This is a genomic window from Pseudoalteromonas sp. BZA4 (assembly GCF_040104395.1).
GTDB lineage: Bacteria > Pseudomonadota > Gammaproteobacteria > Enterobacterales > Alteromonadaceae > Pseudoalteromonas.
Genome location: NZ_JBECOT010000050.1, coordinates 1 through 24,189 on the forward strand (window position 1 = coordinate 1; position 24,189 = coordinate 24,189).

Below are 24,189 nucleotides of genomic sequence, written 5' to 3' on the forward strand. Positions count from 1 at the left end.
ACTACAACGTTGATAGGCAGGATGTGGAAGTGGTGTGAGCCATTAAGCTAACCTGTACTAATTACCCGTGAGGCTTAACCATACAACGCCAAACGCGTTTTATGACAGCGTAACGAACAGAAGTTAAGAAACTAAAGTAGATTTTACGAAGCTGTAAGCCATAAGCTTTAAGCTGTAAGAAAATATCAGATTTCCAGATTTATGTAGGGTGAACCGCAACGCTTAATGCGAAATCAGTTCACCTTGCGCAAAGGACTCGTAAGCGCTACGCGCTTTGTCGAGAATCCTTTCCACGCCTTTTGCTTGGTGACAATAGCGTTTTGGACCCACCTGACCCCATGCCGAACTCAGTAGTGAAACGAAACAGCGCCGATGATAGTGTAGCAGCTGCTATGTGAAAGTAGGTCATCGCCAGGCTCCAAATTCAGTCGCAAGACTTTAAATTAAGTCGAAAGACTATAAATAAAATAATAAGAAAATTGAAAAGAATTTTCTTGGTGACAATAGCGTTTTGGACCCACCTGACCCCATGCCGAACTCAGTAGTGAAACGAAACAGCGCCGATGATAGTGTGGCATTTGCCATGTGAAAGTAGGTCATCGCCAGGATCCTATTAAAGAAAGCCCGATTCGAAAGAGTCGGGCTTTTTTGCGTCTGGGAGCTGTCAGCTTTCAGCCGTCAGACGTCAGCTGAACTGTGGGGTTGTTTAGTGCAGAGACTCCCTCAGCATTCACCCTATTCATTCTCCAGGTAGGTTGGGTAGAGCGGAGCGAAACCCAACACGAGTTAGCAAGGGTAAAGTTTAAATTCCAAGGTCAAGTCTGGCGTAAGAATGACTTCAGCAATGAATATTTTTGTTTTATTATTTCGGCACTGAAGTGCCTCCTACAAGATTTTATTACTTAAAGAGACTCTGACCCAAACCCACACCGCGTGGCTGATCGCTGACGGCTGAAAGCTGATAGCTCTGTGTTGGGTTTCGCTGCACTCTACCCAACCTACGCCAGATCCTCAAACTTTATACCATTCCGCTTAAATATCTGATCTAATATAGGCTATATAAAATCACTGGTGATTAGCATTGAACCCAAACATATCTGAACAACTTTTAGCGCTTTCTCGAAAAGAACCAAATGCACGAAAACGCATGCGATTGCTCGCAGTGTCTTTATTTTATGATGGTAATAGCCGAACCGATATTGCAAAACGTCTAAACACAGCAAGAAGTAGTGTGAATAAATGGGTTTCTAGTTACCTAGAGCATGGACTGGATGGTTTAGACAATAAGCCTATTCAAGGACGTCCATCAAGGCTGCAACCCCAGCAACTTGAACAACTGTCTGAATTTATAAAGCGCACGAACACAGAACTTCGTGGTGGCCGTCTTACCGGCGAAGACATTGTGCATTACATTCACACTGAATTTGGTGTTCATTACCACTTAAATCATGTCTATAAAATTCTAAAGCAACTTGGCTTTAGTTGGATCACAAGTCGCTCTAAACACCCAAAACAATCATTACAGAGCCAAGAGGCTTTTAAAAAACTTCCAACTGGAAACGATCCTTCACACACCAGGACACCTTCCTCTTGATCGTATCGACGTATGGTTTCAGGATGAAGCACGATTTGGCCAGCAAAATCCGACTACGCGCATTTGGGCTGAAACAGGCACTCGGCCACGGATTGTAAAACAACAGCAATTTGACTATGGATATTTATTTGGCGCGGTATGTCCAGCCACAGGCCAGACAGAAGCGTTAGTAAGCCCATTTGTAAATAAAGAAGCAATGACGCAGCACATGCGTCAGATATCACACGCGACACCTGCTGGAAGGCATGCTGTCGTGATAATAGATGGCGCAGGCTGGCATACATACGATACAGCTGCAGAATTTAAAAACCTAACCCTGATAAAGCTCCCACCTTATTCACCAGAGCTAAATCCAATAGAGCAAGTATGGAGCTGGATACGACAACATTGTTTATCCAATAGAGTGTTTTCGGGCTATGACGAAATTGTCGATGAAGTTTCAAAGGCATGGAATCACTTTATTTCAATCCCGGATCGAGTGAAGAAAATGTGCAATCGGGAATGGATTGAATTGATTTAATCTTTATGCGGAATGGTATTACTCTTTCTAACTCATATCCTTCCCCTTTATTTCCCCTTCTAACTTGCAACTTTACTCTCGCAAACTTGCTTCCCTTACCTTGTTATGCGATAAAGCGTTTTATATTTGTAATACAATTGAGGTTTGCTGTGTCTCGTAAGAAAACGACCAAGTCAAAAGGCTCTTCAGGTTTAAATCGTAAAAATAGTGAAGCATTTATTGCTAAGTTCTCATCGCATCCAGATACACATCTATGCCCGTCGGGCTTAATGTATAAAGTGATTGATGATGTTGAAGGAGAACGCATATCAGAATTCGATACAGTGGTTATTAACCAACGTATTATGCTTGCTGATGGCAATGTGATTGCCGACAGTTATAAAGCGGGTATGCCTGAGGTGTTCGCTTTAAGCGAAGCTATAGAAGGGTTAAGAGAAGGATTGTTATTAATGAATATCGGCTCTCGCTATGAATTTGTGATCCCTCCAGAGCTTGCTTGGGGTAAAAAAGGTAACGGTGGCAAGATTGGCGCAAATGCAGTGCTACATTTTGACGTTCGTTTAATGCGTTTAGCTTAACTCTCTTCGGATGTGTCCCTTAGCATAAGTCGACAGAGGACTTAAAACGCGTTAACGTTCACTATTGGTTTACTGAGGAACATTATGGACGCATTTACTTCACGAGTTTACTTTCTTCGCCATGGTGAAATCGCTAGGCCCGGAATTCTTTCTGGGCAAATCGATGTCGGTTTATCTGAGCAAGGCCTTGAACAAATGCGCCAAGCTTCTGCCGATCTCATACATTTAAATGCCATATATAGCTCTCCGCTCAAGCGTTGCTCAGTCCACGCTGATTATTTAGCAAATCAACACTCACTGCATGTACACTATTATAACGCGCTAAAAGAGTTTAATTTTGGTGATTGGGATGGCCAAGACTACCAACAGCTTTGGCAGCAAACGAGTAAACCTCATATTGGTGATTTTTGGCAGCATCCTTGGCAAGTAAAAGTGCCCAATGGTGAATCTATGGCAGACTTTTACGCACGAGTGGAGGCATGGTGGCAAACATTTTTACAATCACTATGTGAATCCAAGCATGAACAGTCATTGGTAATAAGTCATGTAGGTGTGATTAAACAAATCCTCGCTATTGTTTGTCAGATGCCAAAACAATCAGCCACGCATTTAAATGTTTTTCACCTTCCTTATGCGGGGCTTATTACACTCGATGTATATATAGATGAACAAGGACAGGCTTGGCCCAAAATTGTTTTTTAGCCATCTAGAGCGATATTCATTGAATTATTTACTTAGCCCGCCATAATACTCATATGCTATGGAATGGAGTGAAATTCTCCAGCTGTTCCCGCAACTGTAATCCATCTAAATAATGGTCAGCCAGATACTTAGCACTAAAAACTAATCATCGAGCGGGTCAACTCACATCATTTTCTGGTACTTACCAGTGCTTTCTTGTGCGTTGTGATTACTCGCCAAGAGAGAATAAGCTTGCAACAAAATAGCCTTAGCGCTGCGCCATTAATATCAGTGTCTGATTTAAGTTGGGGTACTGCGAATAAAACTATACTTAAATCAATTAACCTTGAGTTAAAAGCAGGGCAATTTATCGGTCTACTCGGCCCTAATGGTGCGGGTAAATCAAGCTTGCTGCGTTGCCTTTATCGTTACTTGAAACCTCAGCAAGGGGTTGTGCTGCTAAGCGGTCAAGATATTTGGCAAATCAGTGCTGATGAATATGCAAAGCAGGTTGCAGTGGTTTTACAAGAGTCTCCATCGCAGTTTAATTTGTCTTTGTTCGATGTAGTGAGTTTAGGCTTAACACCTCATAAGCGACTTTTCAGCGTCACGTCTGCCAATGATAAGCAGCGAATATATCAAGCTATAGAGCAGGTTGGTTTGTCTCATCACAGTGAGCAAGCATTTGATTCGCTCTCAGGTGGCGAAAAGCAAAGAGCGCTTATTGCACGCTCAATCGTACAACAACCTAAGTTGCTCATCATGGATGAACCTACCAGTCACCTTGACGTTAAATACCAAATTCAAATAATGGAATTAGCAAAGTCCCTCGATGTGACTGTGCTTGCCTCTTTCCATGATTTAAATCTCGCGGCGAGTTTATGTGATGAATTATTGGTGATTGATGAAGGGCGTTTGGTTTGCCAGGGGCAACCAAAAGCGGTGCTAACAGAGCAGCTGTTGAGTGATGTATTTGGTGTCTGCGCAGCGGTATCTGCTCACCCGCAATCAAGCACTGATAAATTTATTCCGCACATCACTTATTTTTATGGCTATCAGACACAGGAGCATCAAAATGACTGATGCAATGCGTTTAAGTATCTGTGTTGTCGTAGGGCTTATTAGTTGTTTTTTAGCATTGAGCTTTGGTGCTGCAAATACGCCACTGAGTGATGTTTTTAATGGTTTGTTTAGCCAAGGTAGCGATGAATTTGTGCAGCGTATAATTTGGCAGTTGCGTATGCCAAGAACGGTGCTGGCATTCTTAGCAGGCTCAGGGCTTGCTCTGGCAGGACTAATTTTGCAGACCGTAACCCGAAACCCGCTTGCTGACCCTTACTTGTTTGGTATTTCTTCTGGAGCTTCATTTGGTGTGGTGTGCTTTATTGCCCTAACCGGTGTGAGTTTTGGCTTTAGTATGTCAGTTGCAGCATTTGCCGGAAGCTTACTTTCTATGCTGTTGCTTATTGCTATTGCAGGGCGTCGTCATGTTGGCCAAGTTGAAGCCATGTTACTCGCAGGTGTTGCTCTATCTTTCTTATTTAGTGCTCTGACTAGTCTGCTGCTTTATTTTAGCGATCCACAAGCCATCACCGCCATTTTGTTTTGGACGATGGGCAGTTTTTCTCGTGCCCAGTGGGACACTCTTTGGCTGCCATTTACCGTTATTATTGCCTGCATGACACTGATGGTTGCATTTCGTCGTCAGCTAAATGCAATGCTGCTTGGTGATGAAAGTGCTGCGACTTTGGGGATTCATGTGCAACGCTTTCGGATCATGATGCTGCTGCTAAGTTCATTAATAACAGCGGTGCTTGTTGCTATGTGTGGGGGCGTTGGTTTTGTCGGCCTGATGATCCCACATATTGTGCGCTACTTTTCGCCGCAAGGCAGCAGCCATAACTTAGTTATGACCTCATTGGTCGGAGGTATTTTTATGGTGTGGGTCGATGTGTTATGCCGAACCCTATTGAATAACCAAGAACTACCTGTTGGTGTGATCACAGCCGCTATCGGTAGTGTGTTCTTTTTATTCTTACTTTATTTTCGTAAACAGAGCAGGTAGCTAATGTTTAATATCATGCCTCTTAATCAGCAATTTTCGGCTGTAATTCAACAAAAAATAGACCTTAAAACAAAGCCGCTAGGCGCTTTAGGTCAGCTTGAAAGTTGTGCCAAACAATTAACGCTTATTTTTTCAAAGCAGCTTGATAATGAGCAGGCGCTAGTTGCCTTTAAACCGGTTATTTCAAACCCTTCTCTCGTTGTATTTGCGGGCGATCATGGTGTGGCAAGCCAAGGTGTGTCGATTGCTCCTAGCAGCGTTACATCGCAAATGGTGGCAAACTTTGCAGCAGGAGGCGCAGCGATCAACGTGTTTTGCCGTCAGCTGGGCTGGCAGCTAGAAGTTGTTGACGCCGGAACACTCAGTATTTCACACGATAAAAGTGTGCATAACCAGCGTTTAGGTGACATCACTGCACCACTGAATACTGAAATGGCTATGTCTCTTAATCAGGTTGAAAAAGGGTTTGAATTAGCTAAGCAGCGAGTTCATTCACTCTATGAGCAAGGCTGCAATACCATCGCCTTTGGTGAGATGGGCATTGGCAATACCACAAGTGCTGCGGCATTAATGGCTGCCATTTTGTCTTTACCTGCCAGCCAATGTGTTGGTAAAGGCACAGGTGTGAGCGACGAGGTTATCGCTAAAAAAATTAAAGTTGTTGAGCAAGCCCTTCAATTACACCAAACTCATTTTGACGACCCATTAATGACGCTTGCGGCATTAGGTGGTTTTGAAATAGTTCAGATCACCGGTGCTATTTTAGCTGCTGCCGAGCTTGGCATGGCGGTGATCGTGGATGGCTTTATTTGTACAGCAGCAGCGCTTGTTGCAACTCGGATTAATGCAAACGCTCGCGATTACATGATATTTGCTCATGCCTCAGATGAGCAAGGGCATAAAGCAATGCTCAATGCCTTGCATGCAGCACCTTTATTGCAGCTTGATTTACGTTTAGGAGAGGGCACTGGGGCTGCGCTTACCTTACCTTTACTGCAAGCATCTTTGGCGTTTAATAATGACATGGCAAGTTTTGCCGATGCTAATGTTGAGCAAGTTGTCTGATATGAGCGCTGAACAACACACTTCTGATTCTACCCCAAGTCAGCTTCAGCTATTTTTGCTAGCGCTTAGTTTTTTAACGCGTATCCCCGTTAAATTAAACTTTGCAGTATCGAGTCAGGCACTCAATCAGGCCAGCCGCTATTTTGCATTGGTCGGTGTGATATTAGGTGCACTTTTAGCGCTGAGTTTTTTACTGTTAAGTTGGTTATTCCCTGCAGCCATTGCAGTCGCGTTAGTTATGGCGTTTAGCTTGATAATCACAGGGGCATTTCATGAAGATGGCCTTGCTGATGTCTGGGATGGCTTTGGTGGTGGTTGGCACGTTGCAGATAAGCTGAGCATTATGAAAGACAGTCGCTTAGGTACCTATGGTGCTGCGGCGTTAGTGATGGCCTTATTAATTAAGTACCAAACACTCGTCGCACTTAGCGAGGCAACCAGTACGCTAATTATTGCACTTGTTTTAGGACAAAGCTTAAGTCGGGTTGTAGCAACAAGTTTAATTGCAGACATGGACTATGTAAGTCACGACACCACATCTAAAGTAAAACCCATTGCGATGCATTTAAGCACGCAAAGTTATCAAATACTGTTAGCAACTGGCGGTGCGGTATTAGCAATTGCATGGTTGTTTTTTGGCTTCACTCTAGGGCAATTATTAATACTCGTCAGTGTGCTGTTTGTTACTCGTTTACTATTAAAGCGCTGGTTTGAAAAACAGTTATCTGGCTACACCGGCGATTGCTTAGGTGCAGCCCAACAAGTATCTGAGCTTGTTACCTACCTTTGCTTGGTGAGCTTATTATGAGCCAGCAACATACTTTAATTTTAGGCGGTGCTCGCAGCGGTAAAAGCCGTTTTGCAGAGCAGCAGGCAATAAGTTCAAACAAGCCGCTTATCTACATTGCCACAGCAAATGCGGGTGATGAAGAAATGACAGCCCGAATTCATAGGCATCAAGCAGAGCGCGCTAAGCATTGGCAACTAGTTGAAGAGCCTTTGTATTTGGCTAAAGCACTACAACAACACAGCCAAGCTGGAAACTGTATTTTAGTGGACTGTTTAACCCTATGGTTGAGTAATTGCTTATGCCAGCAGGGTGAAGCATTTTGGCTTGAGCAAAAAGCGGCCTTACTCGATGTGCTATCGCAATTGCCGGGTGAGGTGATTTTTGTCAGCAATGAAGTGGGTCATGGTATTGTGCCGCTCGGTGAATTAAGCCGTCAGTTTGTTGATCATTCAGGTTGGTTGCATCAAGCCTTAGCACAGCAAGTTGCACGTGTTGAGTTTGTGATTGCAGGTCTTGCACAAACCTTAAAAAGAGAACAATGATGAAAACATTAATGGTGCAAGGCACGACCTCAGATGCAGGTAAAAGTACTCTTGTAGCAGCACTTTGCCGGATCTTTGCTGAGCGAGGCATAAAGGTTGCGCCCTTTAAGCCACAAAATATGGCGTTGAATAGCGCTGTAACCGCAGATGGTGGCGAGATAGGTCGCGCACAAGCTTTGCAAGCTGTAGCGGCAAAAGTGCCCGCAGAAGTCGATTTTAATCCTATCTTATTAAAACCTAACAGCGATACCGGAGCGCAGGTAATCGTTCATGGTAAAGCGCTGTCGAATATGGAAGCGGGCAGTTATCACGACTACAAAAAAGTGGCGATGGATGCAGTTCTTACTTCGCAACAGCGCTTAAGTGAGCGTTTTGAATTACTGGTTGTTGAAGGTGCAGGGAGCCCTGCAGAAATTAACCTGCGCGAAAACGATATTGCCAATATGGGTTACGCCGAGGCGGTTGATTGCCCAGTGATCATTATTGCCGATATCGATAAAGGCGGTGTGTTTGCCCATTTAGTCGGAACGTTAGCCTTGTTGTCTGAGTCGGAGCAGGCTCGCGTTAAAGGCTTTGTGATTAACCGTTTTCGGGGTGATATAGCGTTATTGCAAGGTGGCCTTGATTGGTTAGAACAATACACCAATAAGCCAGTACTTGGGGTATTACCTTATTTACATGACTTAGCACTCGATGCTGAAGATGCCGTTGCTATAACTAATCAGGTCGATAAACCGCAATTACGCATAGCAGTGCTGCTACTTCCTCATATTAGTAATCACACAGACTTTGATGCACTGCGATTACAACCAGAAATTGATTTACAGTATGTACGTCATACTCAGGCTATTCCAAGTGTTGATCTGATTATTATTCCGGGAAGTAAAAATGTACTCGGCGATTTAGCGTTTTTAAAAAATGAAGGCTGGCATAATCAAATAACACGTCACCTGCGTTATGGCGGTAAAGTGCTTGGAGTATGTGGTGGGCTGCAGATGTTAGGCAACTACCTTGCTGATCCACATGCTGTGGAGTCTAATTTAGGCAGCGCAGCTGGGCTAGGGCTTGCTGACTTTGAAACGCAATTAGGGCAACAAAAAGTACTAAGCCAAGTCTCCGGCATTCTTCATTTAAACAATAGCGATAAAGTAATTTCAGGTTATGAAATTCACGCCGGGATTAGTCAAGGTCCAGCACTTGAAAAGCCATTTTTGAGTTTTAATGAACACCCAAGTGGATTCAAAGTAGATGGTTTTATTAGTGATGATAACCAAGTAGCAGGTACTTACTTACATGGCTTGTTCGATACCCCTGAAGGTGTATCTGAGCTAATAACTTGGCTTGCACCAAATAGCCAAATTAAGCCGATTGATATTAACTTAAACCGTGAACAGCAGTTAAACCGTTTAGCTAGTGTAGTAGCAGATAATCTCGATATTGAACAAATCATCAATATTTATGAGAACTTCAATTTAGAGACATAAGGAACAACAATGAGCGAACAGAATCAAGACAAGCACCAACAACGCCAACAAAAAGTAAAACAAAAAGTCGATGAACGGATTGCTGCTGCACAAAAAGAGCAGGGTATTTTTCAGGTTATTACTGGCAACGGTAAGGGTAAATCGACTTCTGGTTTTGGTACTGTTGCACGTGCGGTAGGTCACGGAATGAAAGCAGCTGTGTGTCAGTTTATTAAAGGCACATGGGAGTGCGGTGAACGCAACCTACTGGAAAAAGCAGGGGTTGAATTTGTTATTATGAACACCGGTTTTACTTGGGAAACACAAAATAAAGAGTCAGATACAGCTGCTGCGCAAGTGACATGGCAAGAAGCGAAAAGAATGCTGAAGGATGAGTCGATTAACCTCGTTATGTTAGACGAAATAACCTATATGATCACCTACGGTTATATTGATTTAGACGAAGTGCTAGAAGCCGTTAGCTCTCGCCCTGCTATGCAATCGGTGATTATTACAGGTCGTGGTGCGCACCGTAAACTGACCGACTTAGCTGATACAGTCAGTGAAGTCAGAAACGTAAAACACGCTTTTGATGCAGGAATAAAAGCGCAAAAAGGGTTCGATTTTTAACATGAGAACCATCAAGTTTGCACTCTTAGGGGTTTTATTTTATTTACCTACATTGGCTCAGGCTCATGAAATTAAAGAGCCGCAGCGTATCGTTGCCTTAGCACCGCACATCGTTGAAAACCTATTTGCGATTGGAGCAGGAGAGCGCATTGTCGGTACCGTTGACTATGCAGACTTTCCTCAGCAAGCGAATGATATCGAACGAGTAGGCGGCTATTACGGAATTAACATGGAAAAGCTGTTGTCGTTAAAACCAGACCTAGTTCTGGCTTGGAAAACGGGTAACAAAGCCGAAGATCTCGCTTACATTGAAAAATTAGGTATTCCGGTAGCATACAGCAATCCAAATCAGGTTGATAATGTGGCTGATGAGCTGCGTAAACTAGGCACGCTTACGCACTTGCAAACCAAGGCAAATAAAGTAGCTAAAGAGTTTGAAACTAAACTCAATGCTATTCGTACTGCGCAAGAAGGCAAGCCGAAAGTGTCAGTGTTTTATCAATTATGGCCTGAGCCAATGATGACAGTTGGCGGAAACACTTGGATCAATCAGCTATTAACTATTTGTCATGCGGATAATGTGTTTGCTAATAGTGATACAGACTACCCGCGCATTAGTATTGAAAATGTATTGGTTGCCAATCCAGAGGTAGTGATTATTCCAGATGAAAAATCGAAAAAGCCTCAGCCTAAAATTGATTGGCGACAATGGCCTGAATTGCCAGCGGTGCAACATAACCAGTTTATTAGTGTAAACGCAGACTTATTGCACCGTTTTACAACCCGAATGCTTGATGGTTTGACCGACATGTGTGGTAAAATAGACGTTTCTCGACAGCAAATACAGGCTTCAAAATGATCGATTGGCAAACATTTCTAGATACCGAGCTTGCTAAGCCCTACATGCAAGAAACCTTGCAATATGTGGCCGATAGACGCGCAGCAGGCGTTACCGTTTATCCGAAAGACGAACAGGTATTCTCAGCTTTTGAAGCCACACCTCTGAATGAAGTTAAGGTGGTTATTTTAGGGCAAGATCCTTACCACGGAGAAGGCCAAGCCCATGGTTTGTGTTTTTCGGTATTGCCTGAAGTTAAAAAGCTGCCGCCGTCTTTGAAAAACATGTACAAAGAATTGGCAACAGATATCGAAGGTTTTGAGATCCCTCACCATGGCTATTTGCAAAGCTGGGCTGAACAAGGCGTGTTCTTACTCAACACGGTATTAACGGTTGAGCAAGGGCAAGCTCACTCTCATAAGCACCTTGGTTGGGAGCAATTTACCGATGCAGTAATTGCGCTTATTAATCAGCACTGTGACGGTGTGGTGTTTGTGTTATGGGGCGCACATGCTCAGAAAAAAGGCAAACACATTGATACCTCGCGTCATCATGTGATCCAAGGCCCGCATCCATCACCGCTTTCTGCACATCGTGGCTTTTTTGGTTGTCAGCATTTTTCAAAGACAAACCAGCTACTTACTGATCAAAATAAAGCGCCAGTAAATTGGTCGTTGCCACAAATGCAAAAGGCCCTTGCGGGCCTTTAATTAAAAGTCTAATTCATCAAGCTCAATGCTGTCTGTGAAATAGTCTAACTCCTGTAGTTCTTTGCGAAGTCTATGCTTGTCTTTCAAAGCTTCGATTTCGCGCCATTTTCTCTTTTTATTTTTTGTAGAGGTCTTTTTTGTTTTACTAGGACCTTCTAATATTTCTAAAATATCGTCTAGGCTATCCATGAACTTCTCCTATTGATTTTTTGAACCTCGGAAATACCTATACCACAGGCTGCTCAAAAATAGAATAAAAAAGTGACAATACTGTTACAGAAGTGTGATTGATAGATGAATAGATCAAAGGTTTAGTTATTTTAGAAACAAAAACGCCACCTAGCGGTGGCGTTTCAAAAAATGCTGTAATTTGAATTACATTGCTTTAAAGCGTGCTTCTAATTCAAGCTGTGCTTGTGCAAAAGAACGAATACCCTCAGCAAGTTTTTCTGTCGCCATAGCATCTTGGTTATGTAACCAACGGAACTGGCTTTCAGTCAGTGGTGCTGGTTTTTCTTCAACAGTAAAGTTGCTCTCTAGTAGGTACTCTTGTGCATCCGTTAATTGGCCTAACTCTTCTAAAAGACCAGGGCTAATCGTTAACTTATCACAGCCAGTCAGTGCGATGATCTCGCCTGTGTTACGGAAGCTTGCGCCCATAACAACAGTTTTGTAATCGTGGCGTTTGTAGAATTCGTAAATGCTACGTACAGATTGCACACCAGGATCGTTTAGCGGATCAGTTGGTTTTTCCATACCGTTAGCAACGTGCCAGTCTAAGATACGGCCAACGAATGGTGAAATTAAAAATACATTTGCATCGGCACAAGCGCGTGCTTGTGCTTCAGAGAATAACAGCGTTAAGTTACACTTAGTGCCTTCTTTTTCAAGCTGCTCAGCGGCTTTGATACCTTCCCAGGTTGATGCAACTTTGATTAAGATTTTATCTTTGCTAACGCCTTCTTTTTCGTAAAGGCTCAGTAAAGTGTGGGCTTTGTCGATAGTCGCTTGGGTATCAAATGATAAACGTGCGTCTACCTCTGTAGAGATATAGCCCGGTACGATTTCGCTAATTTCTTTACCAATTAATACAGCAAAGTAATCACATGCTAACTCAAGTTGTTTAGCTGCATCTTGCTCGGTTTCTTTGGCATATTGCCACGCTTTATCTAAATAAGGCTTATACGCTTCAATTTCACTGGCTTTTAAAAGTAGAGATGGGTTTGTTGTTGCATCTTCTGGTTGGTGCTTTTTGATAGCTTCGATATCACCTGTATCTGCAACAATAGATGAATGCTGTTTAAGCCTTTGTAGTGCTGAAGTCATTTGCTTTCCTCATTCCAAGCAAGTTAAAAGAAAATCCATTATAGCGGCCTTTATGCTGCAACACTATGACAGTGTTTAATAGGTCAAATGTCCTTAATACAGAAAACTAGAACATTATGTATGAAAAGAACATCGGATAAAGGCAGGACGAAACAAAACGTGCATTTTGATTCAATTAATGTTGAAATTGACATCAAATAAATTACAAGTCAATAGCTAAGTATGATCACTGTTATTTCACCTGCAAAAAATTTAGATTACGAAACACCAGCCACGACCGATAAATTCACTCAACCTGAATTACTCGAGCACAGCGAAGAGTTAATGTCAGTTTGCCGTGATTTAACACCAGCGCAAATTGGTAGCCTAATGAAAATCAGCGATAAACTAGCTGGTTTGAATGCGGCACGCTTCGCCGAGTGGTCACAGCCATTTACCCAAGACAACGCAAAACAAGCCGTGCTAGCCTTTAATGGTGATGTATACGGTGGCTTAGATGCGCAAACGTTAAGCGATGCTGATCTTGATTACGCACAGTCGCACTTACGTATTTTGTCTGGCCTTTATGGTGTGCTTAAACCATTAGACTTAATGCAAGCTTACCGCCTTGAAATGGGCACTAAGTTAGAAAACCCACGTGGTAAAAACTTATATGAGTTTTGGGGCAGTGTTATCGCCGAAAAGCTTAATACAGTGCTTGCTGAGCAAGATAGCAAATACTTGGTAAACCTTGCTTCGAATGAGTATTTTAAAGCGGTTGATAAAAAAGCATTAAATGCACAAATCGTCACTCCACATTTTAAAGACTGTAAAAACGGCCAATATAAAGTGATCAGCTTTTATGCGAAAAAAGCCCGCGGCATGATGGCACGTTACATCATTGAAAATAAAATCACTCAATTAAGTGAATTAAAAGATTTCACCGTTGCAGGTTATTACTTTAGTAGCGATGCAACAGCAAAAGAATTAGAGCCTGTTTTCTTACGAGAAGAGCAGAACTAAATTTTTAGTAAAATGATTTAGAACAGCCGTGCGAAGCACGGCTTTTTTGTGCTTGTATGAAATTGGCGCTTATTTTGCAAAACACCTGTTATGTTTCTTAATGTATCAGGTAGTCGCATGTTAAAAATACCAACCGTCGGTGAGGCCGAAAAACTTATAGAAGAAAAGCTCGGTGGCTGGGTTGATATCATCATAAGCCATATTCCAAACTTCATTGTCGCAGTGATCATCACCATTGTATTTTCATTGCTGGCGCGTATCGTTGGGTCAATGCTTAGAAAGCTATTACGCCGCTCGTTAGAGTCTTCGCAAATCGCAGACTTAATGTCATCGATAGTAAAAGTCATCGTGTTATGCGTTGGCTTATTTGTAGCCCTTGATTTCTTGGGGCTCAGAGGCACTGTCACCTCATTACTTGCTGGTGCTGGTATTGTTGGTCTTGCGATTGGTTTTGCCTTTCAGGACATGACAGAGAACCTTATAGCGGGTATTGCTATGGGTATTCGCAAACCATTTAAAACAGGTGATGTGATTCGCACCGAAAGCGTGTTTGGTACTGTACGGGCGATTAACCTTAGAAATACCCTCATTGAGAACTTTTATGGGCAACTTATCTTAGTGCCTAATAAGATTCTATTTAGAAATATACTCAGTAACTACAGTACCTTAGGTGTGCGTCGTATCGAAGTGCCAGTGGGTATTTCGTATGCTGACGATCCAGAACAAGCCGCTGAGGTGATTGTTAAAAAAATCAATGAGTTTGATTTTGTGATTAAACAAGAAGAAACCGCAGTTTACGCCGAAAGCTTTGGTGATAGCAGCGTTAACTTACTAGTTTGGTTTTGGATTAAATACCCCGGCGAAGCGGATTTCATGACCGTTCGTCACAAGGCTGTTGTGGCAGTTAGAAACGCCCTAAGCGAAGCTGATATGACCATCCCATTCCCAATCCGCACGTTAGATTTTGGCATCAAAGGCGGCGAGAAATTAAATGCCATGATAAGCGAAAAACAGCAAGATAAAGGCGCTGAGGCACCGCAAACCGATGAGTAAAATTTACTGACTCATCGGCGTGATTTACACAAGGAAGTGTGTTTGAGGTGGGGGAGAGTTTATTTTTGACTAGACAGAGTGAATCGTTTTTGACTCTAAAAACTTTTTGTCCAAATACAAGCTTGCTCTCACTTTTACTGTTTATTAGAAATGATAGGTGCTTTATTTGTAAGAAATAAACCCTCGCGCGAAATAAATTCACGCCTACGATGAGCTATTTTGACTTAGAGTTTAAAACTTACGGCTTAAAGCTTTTAATTAATGCGTTGGTTTTTGCTCCGCTTCAAATTTTAGTCTACGGTTATTCCCCCTAAGTGTGGGGATTATAATTAAAGTAGACACCTGTTGCGCAGCACGCTACACTTTGGCAATGATCAAGACATTCAAACATAAAGGCTTGAAAAAATTCTTCGAGACTGGAAGCAAAGCAGGGATTCAAGCCAAACACGAGTGCCGTTTGAGAATGCAACTAGCCGCTATAGATACCGCTTCGATTATTGAAGATATCGACTTACCTGGGTTTAAGTTGCATCCATTAAAAGGCAATCGTGATGGTGTTTGGTCAATAACTGTAAATGGTAATTGGCGAGTAACATTCGAATTCAAAGATGGTAACGCCTACATATTAAACTACGAGGATTATCACTAATGACTATGCATAATCCACCGCATCCGGGTGAATTTATTTCCGATGTATATATGGAGCCGTTCGGTTACAGCTGTAGATTTGTCGCGAAACAATTGGATGTCTCACCTTCAACTCTTAACAGAGTCCTTAAGGGGCAGAGCTCTATTACTCCTGAAATGGCATTAAGATTATCTAAGGCTTTGGGTAGAAGCCCTGAAAGTTGGCTATCGATGCAAGATAATTACAATCTTTGGCAAGCTAAACAAAATGTTAACCTAACCAAGGTACACCCTATTAGTTTTGCAGTAGCGTAATGAGAATAATCACAAGCTTGTTGCTACTTTGGCTGTTCACCTGAAATTTCTTGTGTGTTATTTATAAGAAATAAGCCATCGAGCGAAATAAATTTCATGACTACGGTAAGCTATTTATGGCTTAGAGCTTGAAATTTACGGTTTAAAGCTGGGTTCCCGTGTTGGGTTTCGCTGCGCTCAAACCAACCTACCTTAAAGTTTTGTCCTACAAAAAAAGCGCAAGCAGTTTAACTGGTTGCGCTTTTTATCTATTCGATATGCCAACGATTAGTGAAGGATACGTGCTCTGATAGTCCCTTCAACAGCACTTAGCTCTTTAAGAGCTACTTCTGATTGGTCTGTATCTACATCAATTACTACGTAACCAATCGCTTCGTCAGTTTGTAAGTACTGGGCTGCGATATTAATGCCGTGCTGTGCAAACGCTTGGTTAATTTGCGTTAGAACACCTGGGCGGTTGTGGTGCACGTGTAATAAACGGCTGCGGTTTGCAAGCTCAGGCAGTGATACTTCAGGGAAGTTAACCGCCGTAATGGTTGAGCCATTATCTGAGTACTTAGCAAGTTTGCCTGCTACTTCAATACCGATATTTTCTTGTGCTTCTTGAGTTGAACCACCAATATGCGGAGTCAGAATCACGTTATCGAACTCGCGCAGCGGTGATACGAACTCTTCATCATTTGATTTTGGTTCTACAGGGAACACGTCGATTGCAGCGCCGCTCAGCTTTTTATCACGCAGTGATTCTGCTAATGCATCGATATCAACAACAGTGCCGCGAGAAGCATTGATCAAGATCGCGCCTTGCTTCATTACTTCAAGCTCAGCCATACCTATTAGGTTTTTCGTTTGCGGTGTTTCTGGTACGTGTAAGCTAATAACGTCAGCACGTTGTAGTAACTGAGTTAGGTTATGAACTTGTGTTGCATTACCCAGCGTTAGCTTGTCTTCGATATCGTAAAACTCAACGTTCATACCGATATTTTCAGCCATGATACCTAGCTGTGTACCAATGTGGCCGTAACCAATAATACCTAACGTTTTACCACGTGCTTCAAATGAACCGTTGGCTGATTTTAACCAACCACCACGATGTGCTAGGGCATTACGCTCCGGAATACCACGAAGTAATAATAAGATTTCACCAAGTACTAATTCTGCTACAGAGCGGGTGTTTGAGAATGGTGCGTTAAATACCGCAATACCACGCTCACGAGCACCTTGTAGGTCGACTTGGTTAGTACCGATACAGAAGCAGCCGATTGCGACTAGCTTTTCAGCTGCTTCTAATACCGCTTCATTAATATGAGTGCGAGAACGAAGGCCTACAAAGTGCACATCTTTAATGCGCTCAATGAGCTCGTCTTCAGGTAAGGATGTTTTTACGTAATCAATATTACTGTAGCCATTACGCTTAAGCGTTTCTACAGCACTTTGGTGCACGCCTTCCAGCAAGAGAATTTTAATTTTGTCTTTTGCTAACGATACCTTACTCATATCCTCATTCCTATTTACTTTATTTGCGGCCCGTTTTTGGTGCCGATAATGACTTTATCTGCGCCGCGATGGGCAAATAAGCCGTTTGTTACTACACCAACAATCTGGTTGATTGTTAGTTCTAATTCTTTGGCGTTGCTGATATCTAAATTGTGCACGTCTAAAATGACGTTACCGTTATCTGTTACAACACCCTCACGGTAAACAGGGTCACCGCCTAGTTTTACTAGTTCACGCGCTACATAGCTGCGTGCCATTGGGATCACTTCAACCGGAAGTGGAAATGCGCCTAATGTTGTAACTTCTTTAGATTCATCAACAATACAAACAAATTGTTTTGCTACCGCTGAAACGATTTTCTCGCGTGTCAGCGCTGCACCACCGCCTTTGATCATCTCATTGTGTGGGTTGATTTCGTCTGCGCCATCAACATACACATCAAGGCTTGATACATCGTTTAGTTCGAATACTTCAATACCCCGTGCTTTTAACTTTTCAGTTGAAGCCTCTGAGCTTGAAACCGCACCAGTAATGGTGTCTTTTACTGTATCAAGTGCATCAATAAAGTGATTCACTGTAGAGCCTGTACCTACACCAACAATGGTATTTTCATTTACAAACTCTAGGGCTGCCCAGGCAGCGGCTTTTTTTAATTCATCTTGCGTCATAATTATGTGCTCAGTTAGCTGTCAGAGAGGGCCTATAGTATACAAACAGTTTGCTTACCATTGGTAGATTTTCTCTGGGGTTATAATGTGTTTTAGCGGTACATCCCACGATTCAATTGGCAATGCTGAAACATGCTGACATTGATGGGCAAGGCCTATCAAAATCGGTTTTTGCCAGTTTTCTTGGTAATACCGAGCCAACGTTTTGTCATAAAACCCACCGCCCATTCCTAAACGGTTACCTTGATCATCAAATGCCACTAATGGCATAAGTAAAATATCAAGCTTGTCTAAAGGACATATTTGACTGCAATTCAACTTGGGCTCCAAGATACCATAGCGGTTTGCAGTCATGGGTGAATTTTCTTCATATCTCTGAAAGTATAAAGTTGTGCCATTGAAGGGGTGGATGATAGGCAGATATAAATGCTGCTCTTGCATCCATAATTCTTTAATTAACAATGAAGTGTCTAATTCGCCATCATTGCTGAAATAAATGCCAATATGGGCATTTTTAGGTGTTTTTAGCGATTTTAAGTGTTGAGTAAAATTCACTTTTAGCGCAATTGCTGCATTTTTTTGTTGTTCAACAGTCAGTGAATTGCGCTTTTTTCGAATAGATTGTCTGATTTCTGCTCGTGTGTTGCTCATGTCAATATTAGTGTTAACTTTCTAAAAAGGAGAAAAGTTCAGGAAAAAGCTCCACTACACCCAAAATGATCAATAACACAATGACCATTGCAATAAGCGAATAGAGTAGGGTGTTTGAGCGTTTTTTAACAGGCTCTGTTAATTCGTCTTCAAGTAGCAAGTCATCTTCTTGCCAGCTATCGTCGCTATCAGCAACGCTATTATTTTCAAGCTCAGGTAAACGTTGCTCTAAGTCATCAAGTTTTTCTTCCAGACGAATAAGACTACTAGTGATGTAATCGAGGGCATCAAAAATACGTTCTTCACGCTCTTTGGCCTGTGCGGCTGTATTGTCTGATTGGCTGCTGGTGGCTGCTTTGGTAATCGGTTGGAGCTTGGCTTTAATGCCAACACTGGCGAGTAACTTTGCTTGTTTTAGTGCTTTATCTTGCTCGCTTGGTGCAAATAATGGCTTATGCTCAAACAGGGTCGCAATTTTATCTGTTGTTGTTTTTAGTTTTGCAGCGAGTTGCTCTGTTGCTTGTGCTTGATCTACACCGGCTTCAAGCCCTGCAAACATAACGCGAAATTTTTCTGCCATTTGCTGATTATCCAAATCCTTAAATCAATGACTTGAGTATATACCCAAAAAGATTAGCGTAAAAACAAAAGCCCGTATAAAACGGGCTTTTTCTGTTATGGTTTTGCAAATACGCTGTTTAGTATTTTGCAGCTTTACCTTCGGCAGGCAGTGATTTAAGAATAAAATCACGTAAGTCATTATTTGATGACTCAAGATCAGCATGACGTAAATACATCATGTGACCACTGCGATAGCCTTTAAAGCTTAAGCGATCTTTCATTTTGCCACTTGGATCTAACTGCCACATTGTGTATTTAGCATCAAAGTAGTTTGTTGCACCATCGTAGTAGCCAGATTGAATCATCACGTTTAAGTATGGGTTTTGTGCCATTGCTAAACGTAAGTTTTCACCTGTGTTATTGCCTGAGCGGTCCCAAGGGTGAACATTACCAAATAGGTTATATTTGATATCGGTTTTGTAATTAAGCTCTTCACGTAGGTAATAGTTAATCGCTGGCGTGAATGAGTGTAACCATGAAGTAAGCTCAGCCCAGTAATCAGGTGACTCACCTGCATCACGCTTGTCGATTCCTAGGTAACGAGAATCTAAACGGCCCACAGTTTGGCCGCGCTCGCGTAATAGCTCTTTCCAGAAGAAGTTATTTGGAATATCAAGATTATTTTGCTCAACAAACTTTTCAGATAAACCTGCGTATTTTGCTGCTTGCTTGATGATGGCACGTTTTTCATCAGCAGGTAAAAAACCACCTTTAGCAATTGCAGGTAAGAACTTATTAACGGTGAACTGTTCAACTTCAGGTAATAATTCGTCTAAGTCTTTTGCCTGTAAGTCTGCGCTAAGGGCTTTGTGGTACCAAGCGGTTGCTGCAAAGTAAGGTAGGCGATTAGCAGCTTCTACCGGGCCTTCACGTTTAATACCAATTTCAGTTGGTGATACTAAGATAACGCCGTTGATATACATCCATTGGCGATTTTGTAATTCATGAGCAAGACCAGAAACACGAGTCGTACCATAGCTCTCACCAATTAAGAACTTAGGTGAACGCCAACGCTCGTTGCGAGAAACAAAGGTGTTTAACCATTCTGCTAAGTATTTGATGTCAGCGTTAACACCAAAGAACATTTTTTGTTGGTCTGACTTACTTGGCAACTCACCTTTTTCGTTTTCAAGAACGCGCGAGTAACCGGTGTTAACTGGGTTGATATAAACAATATCAGCCACGTCTAAAATTGAGTAAGGGTTATCTTTTACGCCATAAGGTTGGACTGGGTAACCTTCGTCATCAATTTTTAATACACGTGGTCCAGTATAGGCAAGGTGCATCCATACTGACGCAGAACCTGGGCCACCATTAAACGAAAAGACTAAAGGACGTTTTGTTCTATCGTCTACTTTATCGCGGGTATAATAAGTATATTGCAGCGTTGCAATGGCATCGCCTTGCTCATTCCAAACCGGTTGTGTGCCTGTGGTTGCGGTATATGAAAAGCGCTCACCATTAATGCGGGCTTTGTGCTCTGTTACCACTTTGCTGTCAACGTCAATACGACGTCCGTTATCAGCAAAGCTTGGAGTACTGAAGGTCAGTGTTAGTGCTGTCACTGACAAGCCAATAAAACTAACTAGTTTCATGTTGATTCCTTATTATTCGAATTGCAGCTATTAAAAAGTAAAGCTAACTCGATGACAAACTAATGAGACTAGTGACCAATATTAGCTGTTAAACAGAAAAATAACCGAAAATGCTGAGCTGGTTACAAAAAAGTGCATTTTTTTAGCAAAGATATTTTGCTTAATTATTTAGCTAGATTAAAAAATGGCGTATATTTAGCGTGTTTATAATCTGTGTACACGTGCTTAAGAAAGAGAAGTTGCAATGCAAAGAGTATTAGTAGTTGAAGACAGTAAAGTAGTACAGCAAGTGTTACGTCACCTCGCTGCTCACTATTTAGATGTGGCTGTCGACTTTGCGTGGTCTTTAAAAGAGGGCGTCTCTTTAATATCTGAGCACGATTACACTTTAGCTTTAGTCGATTTAACGCTACCTGATGCGATGAATGGCGAAGTAGCTAAATACACCTTATCAAAAAACATTCCGACCGTTGTCCTAACCTCAAAAATCGATGAATACATTCGCCAGCAAATGTTAGAGCTTGGTGTGGTTGATTATGTGGTTAAAGATAACCGCGACTCATACCATTATGCGATCAAACTTGTTGCACAATTACTTAGAAACGATGGTAGCAAAGCGCTGGTGGCTGATGACTCAGTACTAAGTCGCACTTTAATGAAGCAAATGCTCGAAAAGCAGTTGTTTGATGTACGTGATGCTCAAGATGGTGAACAAGCACTACAAATGCTTAAAGACGATCCTGAAATCAAGCTGCTACTTACGGACTATGCAATGCCAACAATGGATGGTTTTGAGCTCGTTAAAGCGGTGCGTAATTTCCGCGGCCGAGATGACTTAGCTATTATCGGTTTATCAGGTGCCGGTAAGCATGGTTTATCGGCGCGTTTTATTAAATACGGCGCTAACGACTTTTTAACTAAGCCGTTTATGAATGAAGAGTTTCATTGCCGTGTTATGCAAACCATGGAACAGCTTGCTTTAATAGCCGATATAAAAGAAAGCGCATACCGCGACCATTTAACTGGCTTGCATAATCGTCGTTATTTTTATCAATACGCAGAAAAACTGCTTAAAAATGTTGAGCAAGAAAACGTATTAGCTTTGCTTGATATCGACTTCTTTAAAAATGTGAACGACCAGTTTGGTCACGAAGCTGGTGATCAGGCGCTAAAACAAGTGTCTTCATTTTTAAAGACTAAGTTTGATGACTTCACTATCGCGAGAATCGGCGGCGAAGAATTTGCCGTGGTACTGCATAATATGGACTTAGCTAAGGCCGAATCAAGGCTCAATACCTTCAGAGAGCAGTTAGCAAGCCATGCCTTTTCAATTAACGGTGAGCCTTACTCATTAACCATGAGTATTGGTATGACCCAATTCCAAAAAGTATCGCTTACAGCTGCGATGCGCATTGCTGACAAAGCCTTATATCAAGCCAAACAGCAAGATCGGAACTGCTTAGTTAAACTATAGTTGTGCTAATTGCACCAGCGCTGGTTAATTGTTAAAAAAATGCACCAATAGGGTGCATTTTTTTTGTGCAAAAACCAATTTTTATTTTTAAGTTATTGAAAATAAGTAATAAAAAATAGTGGCACAAAGGTTGGATTGTATAAGCCAACAGGATAACAATAAGCGTCCGAAGGGGGCCACTATGAAAATGATTAGTGCAATAATAAAGCCATTCAAACTTGATGATGTACGTGAAGCATTGGCTGATTTAGGCATTGAGGGGATGACAGTTGTCGACGTTAAAGGCTTTGGCCGTCAACGTGGTCATACTGAGCTATATCGTGGAGCTGAATACCAAGTCGATTTTATTCCAAAAATCAAACTTGAAATTGCAACTCGTAGCGAAAATTGTCAACGCGTTGTTGAAACCATCACAAAAATTGCTTCAACAGGCAAAATTGGTGACGGCAAAATTTTTGTTTACGACTTAGACCAAATCGTTCGTATCCGTACGGGCGAACTTGATGAAGAAGCAATTTAAGGGGGAATTATGGAAAACACTATCGTAGAGTTGAAGTTCTCACTCGACACTTTTTACTTTTTAATGTCGGGTGTTTTAGTAATGTGGATGGCGGCTGGTTTCGCTATGCTTGAAGCAGGTTTAGTTCGTGCAAAAAATACAACAGAAATCCTAACTAAAAACGTTGCACTATTTTCTATTGCCTGCACTATGTTCTTATTAGTGGGTTACAACATCATGTATGTTGATAACGCAGAAGGTGGTTTCATCCCTTCATTTGGCGCATTAATCGGCACTCAAGCTGCTGATGCGGATCACTCTTTAGAGTCTGATTTCTTCTTCCAAGTTGTGTTCGTAGCAACAGCTATGTCAATCGTATCTGGTGCGGTTGCTGAGCGTATGAAGTTATGGGCATTCTTAATTTTCACTGTTGTTTTAACTGGTTTCATCTACCCAATCGAAGGTTACTGGACTTGGGGCGCAGGTTTCTTATCTGAAATGGGCTTTGTTGACTTCGCTGGTTCTGCAATCGTTCACGGTGCAGGTGCTGCGGCAGCGCTAGCTGGTGTGCTTTTCCTAGGTGCTCGTAAGGGGAAATACGGTAAAAACGGTGAAATCTACCCAATTCCTGGTTCTAACTTACCGTTAGCAACTCTAGGTACATTAATCCTGTGGATGGGTTGGTTCGGCTTTAACGGTGGTTCACAGCTACTTGTTTCTGACGCTGAAAACGCAACAGCGGTTGGTAAAATCTTCTTAAACACTAACGCAGCAGCAGCGTGTGGCGCAATTGCAGCACTATTCGTATGTAAAGTGTTATGGGGTAAAGCTGATTTAACTATGGTTCTTAATGGTGCACTAGCAGGTCTAGTAACTATCACTGCAGAGCCTGCATCTCCAACGCCATTACTTGCTTGTTTACTTGGTCTGTTAGGTGGTTCACTGGTTGTATTTAGCATCGTTGCTCTTGATAAAGCGAAAATCGATGACCCTGTAGGTGCTATCTCTGTACACGGTGTATGTGGTGCATTAGGTATCATGTTAGTACCACTTTCAAACTCTGATGCAACCTTTGTTAATCAATTAATTGGCTTAGTATGTATCTTAGGATTTGTGTTCATCGCGTCATCAATTGTATGGGCAATCCTGAAAAATACCATGGGTATCCGTGTTACCGAAGAAGAAGAACTAAACGGTATGGATCAACATGACTGTGGTATTGATGCTTACCCTGAGTTTGTATCAGTTCGCAGTAACTAATCTTGGTGCATGCAAATAGCACGCCCATAACAATATCATTGTGTGTTCAAATCAAAGCTCTACTTAGGTAGGGCTTTTTTGCGTTTAAATAAGTCTTTTCTGATAGGCGAAATCGCTATTTTTTG

General features: G+C 42.0%; 26 protein-coding genes, 3 rRNA genes and 1 riboswitch. Of the genes, 22 read left to right on the plus strand and 7 right to left on the minus strand.

Going from position 1 to position 24,189, the window contains the following annotated elements:
- From ABMY41_RS16730 to ung, 15 genes are all read left to right on the plus strand, one after another.
- Positions 1-82: ribosomal RNA gene (locus ABMY41_RS16730) — 23S ribosomal RNA — on the plus strand; the annotation flags it as partial.
- A gap of 220 nt (positions 83-302) precedes the next feature.
- Positions 303-417 (plus strand): 5S ribosomal RNA (gene rrf, locus ABMY41_RS16735).
- A gap of 76 nt (positions 418-493) precedes the next feature.
- A 5S ribosomal RNA gene (gene rrf, locus ABMY41_RS16740) occupies positions 494-608 on the plus strand.
- A gap of 473 nt (positions 609-1,081) precedes the next feature.
- A protein-coding gene (locus ABMY41_RS16745) for an IS630 family transposase (RefSeq protein ID WP_349275516.1) occupies positions 1,082-2,114 on the plus strand; the annotation gives its coding sequence in 2 pieces (ribosomal slippage) (positions 1,082-1,546 and positions 1,548-2,114; 1,032 coding nt in all).
- A 149-nt stretch (positions 2,115-2,263) separates the two neighbouring features.
- Positions 2,264-2,692, plus strand: a complete 429-nt coding sequence (locus ABMY41_RS16750; RefSeq protein WP_054562340.1) for an FKBP-type peptidyl-prolyl cis-trans isomerase — start codon at positions 2,264-2,266, stop codon at positions 2,690-2,692.
- A gap of 84 nt (positions 2,693-2,776) precedes the next feature.
- Entirely contained in the window at positions 2,777-3,394 is a 618-nt protein-coding gene (locus ABMY41_RS16755) for a histidine phosphatase family protein (RefSeq protein ID WP_349275518.1), read from the plus strand.
- Between the two features lie 60 nt (positions 3,395-3,454).
- A riboswitch (cobalamin riboswitch) is annotated at positions 3,455-3,522 on the plus strand.
- 103 nt (positions 3,523-3,625) lie between these two features.
- Positions 3,626-4,456: an ABC transporter ATP-binding protein gene (locus tag ABMY41_RS16760; RefSeq protein ID WP_349275520.1), complete on the plus strand. Its 831-nt coding sequence runs from the start codon at positions 3,626-3,628 to the stop codon at positions 4,454-4,456.
- On the plus strand, positions 4,449-5,438 hold the full coding sequence (locus tag ABMY41_RS16765; protein ID WP_175080471.1) for an iron ABC transporter permease: 990 nt from the start codon (positions 4,449-4,451) through the stop codon (positions 5,436-5,438). The genes ABMY41_RS16760 and ABMY41_RS16765 overlap by 8 nt, the downstream gene beginning before the upstream one ends.
- Positions 5,439-5,441: 3 nt before the next feature.
- Positions 5,442-6,503, plus strand: a complete 1,062-nt coding sequence (cobT, locus tag ABMY41_RS16770) for a nicotinate-nucleotide--dimethylbenzimidazole phosphoribosyltransferase (protein ID WP_349275522.1) — start codon at positions 5,442-5,444, stop codon at positions 6,501-6,503.
- 1 nt (position 6,504) lies between these two features.
- Positions 6,505-7,311, plus strand: a complete 807-nt coding sequence (locus tag ABMY41_RS16775; protein ID WP_349275524.1) for an adenosylcobinamide-GDP ribazoletransferase — start codon at positions 6,505-6,507, stop codon at positions 7,309-7,311.
- The gene (cobU, locus tag ABMY41_RS16780) at positions 7,308-7,835 is read left to right on the plus strand and encodes a bifunctional adenosylcobinamide kinase/adenosylcobinamide-phosphate guanylyltransferase (protein ID WP_349275526.1); all 528 of its coding nucleotides are present in this window, start codon (positions 7,308-7,310) and stop codon (positions 7,833-7,835) included. The genes ABMY41_RS16775 and cobU overlap by 4 nt, the downstream gene beginning before the upstream one ends.
- A complete protein-coding gene (locus tag ABMY41_RS16785; RefSeq protein WP_349275544.1) occupies positions 7,835-9,319 on the plus strand; it encodes a cobyric acid synthase in 1,485 nt (494 codons plus the stop codon). Before cobU ends, ABMY41_RS16785 begins: the two co-directional genes overlap by 1 nt.
- A gap of 9 nt (positions 9,320-9,328) precedes the next feature.
- Positions 9,329-9,928 (plus strand): cob(I)yrinic acid a,c-diamide adenosyltransferase, encoded by a 600-nt coding sequence (cobO, locus tag ABMY41_RS16790; RefSeq protein ID WP_063527779.1) that lies wholly within the window; start codon positions 9,329-9,331, stop codon positions 9,926-9,928.
- 1 nt (position 9,929) lies between these two features.
- Entirely contained in the window at positions 9,930-10,787 is an 858-nt protein-coding gene (locus tag ABMY41_RS16795; RefSeq protein WP_349275529.1) for a cobalamin-binding protein, read from the plus strand.
- Positions 10,784-11,476 (plus strand): uracil-DNA glycosylase, encoded by a 693-nt coding sequence (gene ung, locus ABMY41_RS16800; RefSeq protein WP_175082282.1) that lies wholly within the window; start codon positions 10,784-10,786, stop codon positions 11,474-11,476. Before ABMY41_RS16795 ends, ung begins: the two co-directional genes overlap by 4 nt.
- On the opposite strand, the gene ABMY41_RS16805 is transcribed toward ung, so the two are convergent.
- Together ABMY41_RS16805 and tal are read right to left on the minus strand one after the other, a co-directional pair.
- Positions 11,477-11,665: a DUF3545 family protein gene (locus tag ABMY41_RS16805; protein ID WP_054562330.1), complete on the minus strand. Its 189-nt coding sequence runs from the start codon at positions 11,663-11,665 to the stop codon at positions 11,477-11,479. It lies immediately after the preceding gene.
- Positions 11,666-11,851: 186 nt separating this feature from the next.
- Positions 11,852-12,802: a transaldolase gene (gene tal, locus ABMY41_RS16810; protein WP_063530158.1), complete on the minus strand. Its 951-nt coding sequence runs from the start codon at positions 12,800-12,802 to the stop codon at positions 11,852-11,854.
- A 222-nt stretch (positions 12,803-13,024) separates the two neighbouring features.
- Here tal and yaaA point away from each other — a divergent pair, with 222 nt between their 5' ends.
- The 4 genes from yaaA to ABMY41_RS16830 all read left to right on the plus strand — a co-directional run bounded on the left by yaaA (position 13,025) and on the right by ABMY41_RS16830 (position 15,799).
- On the plus strand, positions 13,025-13,804 hold the full coding sequence (gene yaaA / locus ABMY41_RS16815; protein ID WP_251599921.1) for a peroxide stress protein YaaA: 780 nt from the start codon (positions 13,025-13,027) through the stop codon (positions 13,802-13,804).
- Positions 13,805-13,921: 117 nt separating this feature from the next.
- A complete protein-coding gene (locus tag ABMY41_RS16820) occupies positions 13,922-14,857 on the plus strand; it encodes a mechanosensitive ion channel family protein (RefSeq protein WP_251599924.1) in 936 nt (311 codons plus the stop codon).
- A 370-nt stretch (positions 14,858-15,227) separates the two neighbouring features.
- Positions 15,228-15,506: a type II toxin-antitoxin system RelE/ParE family toxin gene (locus tag ABMY41_RS16825; RefSeq protein ID WP_349275533.1), complete on the plus strand. Its 279-nt coding sequence runs from the start codon at positions 15,228-15,230 to the stop codon at positions 15,504-15,506.
- Positions 15,506-15,799, plus strand: a complete 294-nt coding sequence (locus ABMY41_RS16830) for a HigA family addiction module antitoxin (RefSeq protein ID WP_054554253.1) — start codon at positions 15,506-15,508, stop codon at positions 15,797-15,799. The genes ABMY41_RS16825 and ABMY41_RS16830 overlap by 1 nt, the downstream gene beginning before the upstream one ends.
- 267 nt (positions 15,800-16,066) lie before the next feature.
- Here the strand turns inward: ABMY41_RS16830 and serA are convergent, their stop codons facing one another.
- The 5 genes from serA to ABMY41_RS16855 all read right to left on the minus strand — a co-directional run bounded on the left by serA (position 16,067) and on the right by ABMY41_RS16855 (position 20,831).
- Entirely contained in the window at positions 16,067-17,296 is a 1,230-nt protein-coding gene (gene serA / locus ABMY41_RS16835) for a phosphoglycerate dehydrogenase (RefSeq protein WP_167659130.1), read from the minus strand.
- Between the two features lie 14 nt (positions 17,297-17,310).
- Positions 17,311-17,964, minus strand: a complete 654-nt coding sequence (rpiA, locus tag ABMY41_RS16840) for a ribose-5-phosphate isomerase RpiA (protein ID WP_349275535.1) — start codon at positions 17,962-17,964, stop codon at positions 17,311-17,313.
- A gap of 54 nt (positions 17,965-18,018) precedes the next feature.
- Entirely contained in the window at positions 18,019-18,615 is a 597-nt protein-coding gene (locus ABMY41_RS16845; protein WP_054562325.1) for a 5-formyltetrahydrofolate cyclo-ligase, read from the minus strand.
- Positions 18,616-18,628: 13 nt separating this feature from the next.
- Positions 18,629-19,195 (minus strand): hypothetical protein, encoded by a 567-nt coding sequence (locus tag ABMY41_RS16850; RefSeq protein WP_349275537.1) that lies wholly within the window; start codon positions 19,193-19,195, stop codon positions 18,629-18,631.
- A gap of 118 nt (positions 19,196-19,313) precedes the next feature.
- Positions 19,314-20,831 (minus strand): carboxypeptidase, encoded by a 1,518-nt coding sequence (locus ABMY41_RS16855; RefSeq protein ID WP_175080480.1) that lies wholly within the window; start codon positions 20,829-20,831, stop codon positions 19,314-19,316.
- A gap of 244 nt (positions 20,832-21,075) precedes the next feature.
- On the opposite strand from ABMY41_RS16855, the gene ABMY41_RS16860 reads away from it, so the two are divergent.
- The 3 genes from ABMY41_RS16860 (at position 21,076) to ABMY41_RS16870 (ending at position 24,064) form a co-directional block, all read left to right on the plus strand.
- Entirely contained in the window at positions 21,076-22,305 is a 1,230-nt protein-coding gene (locus tag ABMY41_RS16860; protein ID WP_062566702.1) for a diguanylate cyclase, read from the plus strand.
- A gap of 181 nt (positions 22,306-22,486) precedes the next feature.
- Positions 22,487-22,825: a P-II family nitrogen regulator gene (locus ABMY41_RS16865; protein WP_054554260.1), complete on the plus strand. Its 339-nt coding sequence runs from the start codon at positions 22,487-22,489 to the stop codon at positions 22,823-22,825.
- Between the two features lie 9 nt (positions 22,826-22,834).
- On the plus strand, positions 22,835-24,064 hold the full coding sequence (locus ABMY41_RS16870) for an ammonium transporter (RefSeq protein ID WP_054562321.1): 1,230 nt from the start codon (positions 22,835-22,837) through the stop codon (positions 24,062-24,064).
- Positions 24,065-24,189: the final 125 nt, after the last annotated feature.

What these genes read in the sequence shown, in the direction of transcription:
- ABMY41_RS16755 (WP_349275518.1), top strand. Translation starts at nt 2,777, where the DNA reads ATGGACGCATTTACTTCACGAGTTTACTTTCTTCGCCATGGTGAAATC.
- ABMY41_RS16830 (WP_054554253.1), top strand. Translation starts at nt 15,506, where the DNA reads ATGACTATGCATAATCCACCGCATCCGGGTGAATTTATTTCCGATGTA.
- cobT (WP_349275522.1), top strand. Translation starts at nt 5,442, where the DNA reads ATGTTTAATATCATGCCTCTTAATCAGCAATTTTCGGCTGTAATTCAA.
- cobU (WP_349275526.1), top strand. Translation starts at nt 7,308, where the DNA reads ATGAGCCAGCAACATACTTTAATTTTAGGCGGTGCTCGCAGCGGTAAA.
- ABMY41_RS16775 (WP_349275524.1), top strand. Translation starts at nt 6,505, where the DNA reads ATGAGCGCTGAACAACACACTTCTGATTCTACCCCAAGTCAGCTTCAG.
- yaaA (WP_251599921.1), top strand. Translation starts at nt 13,025, where the DNA reads ATGATCACTGTTATTTCACCTGCAAAAAATTTAGATTACGAAACACCA.
- ABMY41_RS16805 (WP_054562330.1), bottom strand. Translation starts at nt 11,665, where the DNA reads ATGGATAGCCTAGACGATATTTTAGAAATATTAGAAGGTCCTAGTAAA.
- ABMY41_RS16845 (WP_054562325.1), bottom strand. Translation starts at nt 18,615, where the DNA reads ATGAGCAACACACGAGCAGAAATCAGACAATCTATTCGAAAAAAGCGC.
- ABMY41_RS16825 (WP_349275533.1), top strand. Translation starts at nt 15,228, where the DNA reads ATGATCAAGACATTCAAACATAAAGGCTTGAAAAAATTCTTCGAGACT.
- cobO (WP_063527779.1), top strand. Translation starts at nt 9,329, where the DNA reads ATGAGCGAACAGAATCAAGACAAGCACCAACAACGCCAACAAAAAGTA.
- ABMY41_RS16865 (WP_054554260.1), top strand. Translation starts at nt 22,487, where the DNA reads ATGAAAATGATTAGTGCAATAATAAAGCCATTCAAACTTGATGATGTA.
- ABMY41_RS16795 (WP_349275529.1), top strand. Translation starts at nt 9,930, where the DNA reads ATGAGAACCATCAAGTTTGCACTCTTAGGGGTTTTATTTTATTTACCT.
- ABMY41_RS16870 (WP_054562321.1), top strand. Translation starts at nt 22,835, where the DNA reads ATGGAAAACACTATCGTAGAGTTGAAGTTCTCACTCGACACTTTTTAC.
- ung (WP_175082282.1), top strand. Translation starts at nt 10,784, where the DNA reads ATGATCGATTGGCAAACATTTCTAGATACCGAGCTTGCTAAGCCCTAC.
- ABMY41_RS16850 (WP_349275537.1), bottom strand. Translation starts at nt 19,195, where the DNA reads ATGGCAGAAAAATTTCGCGTTATGTTTGCAGGGCTTGAAGCCGGTGTA.
- ABMY41_RS16855 (WP_175080480.1), bottom strand. Translation starts at nt 20,831, where the DNA reads ATGAAACTAGTTAGTTTTATTGGCTTGTCAGTGACAGCACTAACACTG.
- ABMY41_RS16765 (WP_175080471.1), top strand. Translation starts at nt 4,449, where the DNA reads ATGACTGATGCAATGCGTTTAAGTATCTGTGTTGTCGTAGGGCTTATT.
- ABMY41_RS16860 (WP_062566702.1), top strand. Translation starts at nt 21,076, where the DNA reads ATGCAAAGAGTATTAGTAGTTGAAGACAGTAAAGTAGTACAGCAAGTG.
- ABMY41_RS16820 (WP_251599924.1), top strand. Translation starts at nt 13,922, where the DNA reads ATGTTAAAAATACCAACCGTCGGTGAGGCCGAAAAACTTATAGAAGAA.
- rpiA (WP_349275535.1), bottom strand. Translation starts at nt 17,964, where the DNA reads ATGACGCAAGATGAATTAAAAAAAGCCGCTGCCTGGGCAGCCCTAGAG.
- ABMY41_RS16785 (WP_349275544.1), top strand. Translation starts at nt 7,835, where the DNA reads ATGAAAACATTAATGGTGCAAGGCACGACCTCAGATGCAGGTAAAAGT.
- tal (WP_063530158.1), bottom strand. Translation starts at nt 12,802, where the DNA reads ATGACTTCAGCACTACAAAGGCTTAAACAGCATTCATCTATTGTTGCA.
- serA (WP_167659130.1), bottom strand. Translation starts at nt 17,296, where the DNA reads ATGAGTAAGGTATCGTTAGCAAAAGACAAAATTAAAATTCTCTTGCTG.